Genomic DNA, 7,924 nt, shown 5'->3' on the forward strand with positions numbered 1-7,924 from the left:
AAGGTGATCTTCATCATCTGGGCCGGCGCCGGCAACCCGTTCAAGATCGCCGACATGGACTTGAAGCGCTACGGCATCGAGATCGCCACCGGCGGCAACATCCTGCCGGCCATGGCGGCCTACAAGAGCTTCCCTGGCATGGAAGGCGCGGCCTACTACTACTTCGGCATCCCGAAGAACCCGGTGAACGAGGCCATGGTGGCCCAGCACTACAAGCAATACAAGTCGCCGCCCGACTTCTTCACCGCCGGTGGTTTTTCGGCTGCGATGGCGGTCGTGACCGCACTCAAGAAGACCAATGGCGACACCGGCACCAACAAGCTGATCAAGACCATGGAAGGCATGAGCTTTGACACGCCCAAGGGCAAGATGACGTTCCGCCAGCAAGACCACCAGGCCATGCAAAGCATGTACCACTTCAAGATCAAGGCCGATCCGGCATTTGCCTGGGGTGTGCCCGAGCTGGTGCGCGAGATCAAGCCCGAAGAGATGGACGTGCCGATCCGCAACAACCGCTGAATGCGCGGGATCCCCAGCGCCGCTGGCGCTGGGGATCGACCTTGAGCAACCTCCGTTTGCCCTGAGCCTGTCGAAGGGCATCCCCGTGTGTGGCGGGGGCTTCGACAAGCTCGGTCCGAACGGCCATGCGGGCTCCATACCCGCCCCAGCCATGCTTGAAACCCAAGATCTCACGGTCCGCTTCGGTGGCCATGTGGCGGTCAACGCCGTCTCTTGCGCTTTTGCGCCGGGCACGCTCACCGCCATCGTGGGCCCCAACGGGGCCGGCAAGACCACGTATTTCAATCTCATCTCGGGGCAGCTCAAAGCCAGCGCTGGCACGGTGCGGCTCAACGGGCGTGAGCTTTCCGGGCTGTCGGCATCGGCGCGCACCCGCGCCGGGCTGGGGCGGGCTTTTCAGCTGACCAACCTGTTTCCCAACCTGAGCGTGCTGGAAAACGTGCGGCTGGCGGTGCAGGCCACGCGCAAGGGCGAGCACCGGCACGGCCTGAACCTGTGGAGCATCTGGAGCGACCACGCGCAGCTCACCCGCCACGCGCACGCCATTCTGGAATCCGTGTCCATGGGCGAGCGGCACGACATGCCGGTCTCCAGCCTGCCGCACGGCGATCAGCGCAAGCTCGAAGTGGCCTTGCTGATGGCGCTCGATCCGCAGGTCTATATGTTCGACGAGCCCACCGCCGGCATGAGCCACGACGAGGCGCCGGTGATCCTGAACCTGATCCGGCGCCTGAAGGAAGACGCCAGCAAGACGATCCTGCTGGTCGAACACAAGATGGACGTGGTGCGCGAACTGGCCGATCGCATCATCGTGCTGAACAACGGCGAACTGGTGGCCGATGGCGACCCCGCCACCGTGATCGCATCGCCCGTGGTGCAGCAGGCCTATCTCGGCATCGATCCGAAAGAAGAGGAACTGGCATGAACGACCCAGGCCAGCGCGGAACCGCCCTTCGACAAGCTCAGGCCGGGCCGCAGATGGCGCCCCCCAAGGGGGGTGCCGCCAAAGACGGCGCGGGGGAGCTGCTTGTCCTTGAGGGCGTGCACACCCACATTGCCGCGTACCACATCTTGCACGGTGTGGACCTGGTGGTGCCACGCGGGCAGCTCACCATGCTGCTGGGTCGCAACGGCGCGGGCAAGACCACCACCTTGCGCACCGTCATGGGTTTGTGGCGCGCCTCGCAAGGGCGCATCCACTTCAATGGCCAGGACATCACCGCGTTCAACACGCCCGACATCGCGGGCCTGAACATCGCCTACGTGCCCGAGAACATGGGCATCTTTTCCGATCTGAGCGTGAAAGAAAACATGCTGCTCGCGGCGCGCAGCGCCCGGCATGCGGGCCAGATGGACGAGGCCCGTCTGCAATGGATTTTTAAGCTGTTCCCGGCGGTGGAAAAATTCTGGAACCATCCGGCGGGCAAGCTCTCGGGCGGGCAAAAGCAGATGCTGGCGGTGGCGCGCGCCATTGTCGAACCGCGCGAACTGCTGATCGTGGACGAACCCAGCAAGGGTCTGGCGCCGGCCATCATCAACAACATGATCGACGCTTTTCAGCAGCTCAAGGCCGCGGGCGTGACGATTCTGCTGGTCGAGCAAAACCTGCATTTCGCCAAGCGCCTGGGCGACCAGGTGGCGGTGATGGATAACGGCGTGGTGGTGCACGCGGGGTCCATGCAGGCGCTGGCCGACAACGAAGCATTGCAGCAGGAGCTGCTGGGGTTGGCCATATGAAAAATCTGGATTTCGATTTCAAACCCTTGTTGCTGGTGCCGGTGCTGGCGCTGCTGGCCTTGCCGCTGGTGGGTTCGGCTTCCACCTGGCTCACGCTCACGGTGGCGGGGCTGGCCATGGGCATGATCATCTTCATCATCGCTTCGGGCCTGACGCTGATCTTCGGCCTCATGGACGTGCTCAATTTCGGCCACGGCGTGTTCATCGCGCTCGGTGCCTTCGTGGCCACCAGCGTGCTCGCCACCATGGGCGACTGGACCGGCTCCGACGAACTCTGGCGCAACCTGGTGGCGGTGATCCCGGCCATGGTGGTGGCCATGCTGGTGGCGGGGGCGGTCGGTCTGGCGTTCGAGCGCTTCATCGTGCGCCCGGTGTACGGCCAGCACCTGAAGCAGATCCTCATCACCATGGGCGGCATGATCATTGGCGAAGAGCTGATCAAGGTGATCTGGGGTCCGGCGCAGATTCCGCTGCCCCTGCCCGAAGCCATGCGCGGCTCCTTGCTGATGGGCGAGGCCGCGATCGAAAAATACCGGCTGGTGGCCGTGGTCGTGGGGCTGGCGGTGTTCGGGCTGCAGGTGTGGGTGCTCGGCCGCACCAAGATCGGCCTGCTGATCCGCGCCGGGGTGCAAGACCGCGAGATGGTGGAGTCGCTGGGCTACCGCATCAAGCAGCTGTTCGTGGGCGTGTTTGTGGTGGGCAGCGCGCTGGCCGGCCTGGGTGGCGTGATGTGGGGGCTGTACCAGCAGAATGTGGTGCCGCAAATGGGCGCGCAGGTGAACGTGCTGATCTTCATCGTCATCATCATCGGTGGCCTGGGCTCCACCGGCGGCGCTTTGATCGGTGCACTGCTGGTCGGGCTGATGGCCAACTACACCGGTTTTCTGGTGCCCAAGGTGGCGCTGTTTTCCAACATCGCGCTCATGGTTGCCGTGCTGCTGTGGCGGCCCCAGGGCGTGTACCCGGTGGCGAACCGATGAATACCAACCGCGCCATGCGCGCCAAATCCCATCCGTTCGGGCTGAGCCTGTCGAAGCCCTCGACGCACCATGCAGCCCTTCGACAAGCTCAGGGCGAACGGAGCTATCCATGCTGAACCGATTGCTCTCCAACGACTATCCCCGCAGCCGCATCCTGACCGTGTTGCTGCTGGCGGTGCTGCTGGGTCTGGCCTTCGCGCCCTTTTTGTTTCCCGGTGTGAAGGCGCTCAACGTGGCCGCCAAGGTGCTGATTTTTGTGGTGCTGGTGGCGAGCTTCGATCTGCTGCTGGGCTATACCGGCGTGGTGAGTTTTGCCCACACCATGTTTTTTGGCATCGGTGCCTATGGCATTGCGATCGCGACCACGCGCATGGGGCCCACCTGGGCGGCGCTGGCCACCGGGCTGGCGGGTGCCTTGCTGCTGTCGCTGTTGTTGTCGCTGGCGGTCGGGCTGTTTTCGCTGCGGGTGCGCGCCATCTTTTTCGCCATGATCACGTTGGCGGTCGCCGCGGCGTTCCAGACACTGGCCTCGCAGCTGTCGGAATTCACTGGTGGTGAAGACGGCCTGACCTTCAAACTGCCCGAGCTGCTGCGGCCCAGTTTTGAGTGGGGTGACGAGCCCTTTCTGGGCGTGGACCTGGATGGCCGCTTGCTCTCGTACTACCTGCTGTTCGTGATGGCGGTGGTGCTGGTGCTGGCCTTGCTGCGCATCGTGAACTCGCCGTTTGGCCGGGTGCTGCAAGCGATCCGCGAAAACGAATTCCGAGCCGAGGCCATCGGCTACCGGGTGGTGGTGTACCGCACGCTCTCCAGCGTCTTGTCGGCCTTGTTCGCGTGCATGGCTGGCGCCATGCTGGCGCTCTGGCTGCGCTACAACGGACCCGACACCTCGCTCTCGTTTGAGATCATGATGGACGTGCTGCTCATCGTGGTGATCGGTGGCATGGGCACGATTTACGGCTCGGCGATTGGTGCGGTCTTGTTCGTGCTGGCGCAAAGCTATTTGCAAGACCTGCTGCGTCTGGGCAGCGAAGCCACCACCAGCCTGCCCATGCTTTCGGCTCTGCTGTCGCCCAACCGATGGTTGTTGTGGTTGGGTGTGCTGTTCGTGCTGTCGGTGTATTACTTTCCAACCGGGGTGGTGGGGCGGCTGCGCCAGCGGGCCTTGCGCAACACGGCGGGCACAGCCAGGAGTTCATCATGAGCCAACCCGTGTCGCACTACCGGGTGTGTGAAGGCCGGGAGATCCACTACACCGAATGGGGCACGGACCAGCGCGGCACCGTGATCGCCTGGCACGGGCTGGCCCGCACCGGCCGCGACATGGACCCGCTGGCCGAGCACCTGAGCGCCCAGGGCTACCGGGTGATTTGCCCCGACACCATCGGGCGCGGCCTGTCGCAATGGAGCCCGAAACCCGAGCTGGAGTATTGCCTGAGCTTCTACGCGCGGCTGGCCACGTCGCTGCTGGACCAGCTGGGCATTCGGCGTTGCGAGTGGGTTGGTACCTCCATGGGCGGAGCCATTGGCATGATCTGCGCGGCCGGTCCGCTCAAGGGCCGCGTGCAGCGTCTGGTGCTCAACGACGTTGGCCCCAGCCTGGCCGAGGCGGCGATCCAGCGCATCCGCAGCTATGCCGGTCAGCCCGCCGCCTTTGCCACCGTGGGCGAATTGGAAAGCTACTTTCGCACCATCTACAAACCCTACGGCTACCTGAGCGACGCGCAATGGCGCTTGCTGACCGAAAGCTCGACCCGCCGCCTGCCCGACGGCCGCGTGACGCCGCACTACGATCCCGCCATGGTGCAGCAGTTCGTGCACCACCCGAACGACTACGAGCTGTGGGATGTTTACGAGCAGATCGACATCCCGGTGCTGTGCCTGCGGGGTGCCGAGTCCGACCTGTTGCTGGCACACACCGCCGAAGCCATGCGCGACCGTGGACCGCGCGCGCTGGTGGTCACCATCGCCGGTTGCGGGCACGCACCGGCGCTGAATGTGCCCGAGCAGTTCGAGCTGGTACAGCGGTTCTTGGCCGGCGTGCACTGAGCGGCTTGCACACCGTGCACGGGCCGTGCCAGAAAATCGCGGCAACGCAAATCTGCGCCAGAAATTCAGTCCTTCGCCCCCATGACCAGCGCACGCTCGCGGCTGGCTTGCAGTTCCATCGGGTTGTCGGCCTGTTGGGTGGGCCAGCCCTGCAGGTGGCGTTCGCTCAAGTCGCGTAGCGCGCGTATCCAATCCGGGCTGTCGTTCAGGCACTCGATGTAGTTGAAGGTTTTGCCACCCGCATGCAGGAAGGCTTCGCGCGCTTCCATGTTGATCTCTTCCAGGGTTTCCAGGCAGTCGCTGGTGAAGCCGGGGCAGATCAGGTCCACGCTTTGCAGGCCGTCTGTGGCCAACTGGATCAGTGTGGGTTCGGTGTAGGGCTGCAGCCACTTTGCCTTGCCGAAGCGCGACTGGAACGTGACCTGGTAGCGGTCTTTGGCCAGTCCGAGCTTCTCCGCCAGCAGGCGCGCGGTCTTGTGGCATTCGCAGTGGTAGGGGTCGCCCAGGTGCAGCGTGCGCTCGGGCACGCCGTGGAAACTCATCACCAGTTTGTCGGCCTGTCCGTGGTGCTGCCAATGCTGGCGCACCCGTTTCGCCAGGGCCTCGATGTAGCCCGGGTCGTCGTGGTACCGGTTGACGAAGCGGATCTCGGGCAGGTGGCGGATGTTCAGCCCCCAGGTGGCGACGGCGTCGAACACGCTGGCGGTGGTGGTGCCGCTGTATTGCGGGTAGGCGGGCAGGATGAGCACGCGGGTCATGCCCTGGGCTTTGAGCTCGTCGAGCACGGCGGGAATGGATGGGTTGCCGTAGCGCATGGCGTAGCGCACCGTGACTTGGTGGCCGCGTTCGCCCAGGTAGCCGCGCAGCAGCGTGGCCTGCTTGTCGGTCCAGACCTTGAGCGGCGAGCCCTCGGGTGTCCAAATGCTGGCGTACTTGGCGGCCGACTTTTTGGGCCGCACGCGCAGGATGACGCCGTGCAGGATCAACCACCAGATCGCCTTGGGGATTTCGACCACGCGGTGGTCGCTTAAAAATTCGGCCAGGTAGCGGCGCAGGGCCGGGGCGGTGGGTTCGTCGGGGGTGCCCAGATTGCAAAGCACAACAGCCGTGCGTGCGGCCTGGCCATGGGAGTGGGGCGGTTCTTTTTGGAAGGGCATGCGCTATTCTCACGCAGACATGAGCACCCCCACACCCCATCCTCTTGCAGAAGATGCTGTTTTGCGTTCAGACGCAGATCCGCGCCCCGGTCTGGATCTTTCGCGCATCCAGGCGATCACCCTGGATCTGGACGATACGCTGTGGCCGATCTGGCCCACCATCGAGCGCGCCGAGCGCAAGCTGGCCGACTGGTTGCAGGTGAATGCCCCAGCCACGGCGGCCCTGTGCGCCGAACCCGGTACCCTGCGCGAGCTGCGCAACCACATGCACCTCACGCGGCCCGACCTGGCGCACGACATGAGCGCCTTGCGCCGGGAGTCGATCCGCCTGGTTTTGCAGCGCGCGGGGGATGACCCTGCGCTGGCCGAACCGGCGTTCGAGGTGTTTTTTGCCGAGCGCCAGCGGGTGGAGTTGTTCGAAGACGCCTTGCCCGCGCTGGAGTGGCTGAGCAGCCGTTTCCCCATTGTGGCGGTGTCCAACGGCAATGCCGATGTGCAGCGTGTGGGGCTGGGCGGCTTCTTCAAGGACGCCTTGAGCGCCTACGTCTTTGGCGTGGGCAAGCCCGATGCGCGCATCTTCCACGCCGCCGCGCAGGCCGCGGGCGTGGCGCCCGCCCAGGTGCTGCACGTCGGCGACGATGCCCATCTGGATGCCGTGGGTGCCTTGCAGGCCGGCATGCAGGTGGCCTGGCTCAACCGGGCCGGCCACCCCTGGGAGCACGCGCCGCTGACACCCCACATCACCGTGACCGACTTGATGAGCCTGTGCCGGGCATTGGGCTGAAGCGGGCACACACCATGCGGTTCCTCGCGCTGTCTGGCAGCCTGCGGCGGGCGTCGGTCAATTCTGCGCTGCTCCGGGCGGCGGCCCGGCTGGCGCCCGAGACGGTCGAGGTGCATGTCTACACCGGTTTGGGTGCTTTGCCATTGTTCAATCCAGACGACGAAGCCGCGCCGCCAGAGGCGGTGCAAGACTTCTGGCGAGCGGTGGCCCAGGCCGATGCGCTGGTGGTTGCGAGCCCGGAATATGCGCACGGCGTCACCGGCACCATCAAGAACGCGCTGGACTGGCTGGTCGGCTTTGAGCCCTTTGCCCATAAGCCGGTTGCGGTGGTCAACACCTCGCCCCGGGCGCACCACGCCGATGCCGCGCTGCGCGAAACCCTCACCACCATGGCCGCGTGCATTGTGGAGGCTGCGTCGGTGTCGATACCCCTGCTGGGTGCCCATCTAGACGAAGAGGGCATGCTGGCTTCGCCCGAATCGGTGGCGGCGATCGGCGCACTGTTGCTGGCGCTGGCCGAAGGTGTTGCGCAGGCGCAGGCACAGAAGCCGGGTTCGCCGCCGGGGCATCTGCTTTGAATTTCAACCACCGCTTTTGCCACCATGAGCCTCACCATTTACGGCATCCCCGAGTCCCGCACCGTGCGTCCCTTGTGGGCGGCGACCGAACTCGGTCTGGATTTCACCCACGTCGCCACG

Annotated in this window: 9 protein-coding genes; 8 read left to right on the plus strand and 1 reads right to left on the minus strand. The window is 65.0% G+C overall.

Going from position 1 to position 7,924, the window contains the following annotated elements; genetic code table 11:
* From ABYB95_RS12390 to ABYB95_RS12415, 6 genes are all read left to right on the plus strand, one after another.
* Window positions 1-519: ABC transporter substrate-binding protein (locus ABYB95_RS12390; RefSeq protein ID WP_372658860.1), on the plus strand; the 519-nt coding region annotated here is incomplete at its 5' end.
* 151 nt (window positions 520-670) lie between these two features.
* Window positions 671-1,444 carry an ABC transporter ATP-binding protein gene (locus tag ABYB95_RS12395; protein ID WP_372658861.1) on the plus strand — a complete coding sequence of 258 codons (774 nt, stop codon included), beginning with the start codon at window positions 671-673 and terminating at the stop codon, window positions 1,442-1,444.
* A 53-nt stretch (window positions 1,445-1,497) separates the two neighbouring features.
* A complete protein-coding gene (locus ABYB95_RS12400; protein ID WP_372658870.1) occupies window positions 1,498-2,256 on the plus strand; it encodes an ABC transporter ATP-binding protein in 759 nt (252 codons plus the stop codon).
* Window positions 2,253-3,236 carry a branched-chain amino acid ABC transporter permease gene (locus ABYB95_RS12405; protein WP_372658862.1) on the plus strand — a complete coding sequence of 328 codons (984 nt, stop codon included), beginning with the start codon at window positions 2,253-2,255 and terminating at the stop codon, window positions 3,234-3,236. Before ABYB95_RS12400 ends, ABYB95_RS12405 begins: the two co-directional genes overlap by 4 nt.
* Before the next feature lie 109 nt (window positions 3,237-3,345).
* The gene (locus ABYB95_RS12410; RefSeq protein ID WP_372658864.1) at window positions 3,346-4,440 is read left to right on the plus strand and encodes a branched-chain amino acid ABC transporter permease; all 1,095 of its coding nucleotides are present in this window, start codon (window positions 3,346-3,348) and stop codon (window positions 4,438-4,440) included.
* Window positions 4,437-5,285 carry an alpha/beta fold hydrolase gene (locus ABYB95_RS12415; RefSeq protein WP_372658865.1) on the plus strand — a complete coding sequence of 283 codons (849 nt, stop codon included), beginning with the start codon at window positions 4,437-4,439 and terminating at the stop codon, window positions 5,283-5,285. Before ABYB95_RS12410 ends, ABYB95_RS12415 begins: the two co-directional genes overlap by 4 nt.
* A gap of 65 nt (window positions 5,286-5,350) precedes the next feature.
* Here the strand turns inward: ABYB95_RS12415 and hemH are convergent, their stop codons facing one another.
* Complete coding sequence (gene hemH / locus ABYB95_RS12420; RefSeq protein WP_372658866.1) at window positions 5,351-6,442, minus strand: ferrochelatase; 1,092 nt, start codon at window positions 6,440-6,442, stop codon at window positions 5,351-5,353.
* A 19-nt stretch (window positions 6,443-6,461) separates the two neighbouring features.
* Here hemH and ABYB95_RS12425 point away from each other — a divergent pair, with 19 nt between their 5' ends.
* A complete protein-coding gene (locus ABYB95_RS12425) occupies window positions 6,462-7,226 on the plus strand; it encodes an HAD family hydrolase (RefSeq protein WP_372658867.1) in 765 nt (254 codons plus the stop codon).
* A 14-nt stretch (window positions 7,227-7,240) separates the two neighbouring features.
* Window positions 7,241-7,804 carry an NADPH-dependent FMN reductase gene (locus ABYB95_RS12430; RefSeq protein ID WP_372658869.1) on the plus strand — a complete coding sequence of 188 codons (564 nt, stop codon included), beginning with the start codon at window positions 7,241-7,243 and terminating at the stop codon, window positions 7,802-7,804.
* Window positions 7,805-7,924: the final 120 nt, after the last annotated feature.

Origin of the sequence: Hydrogenophaga sp. (genome assembly GCF_041633695.1) — a bacterium.
Taxonomy (GTDB): Bacteria; Pseudomonadota; Gammaproteobacteria; order Burkholderiales; family Burkholderiaceae_C; genus Hydrogenophaga.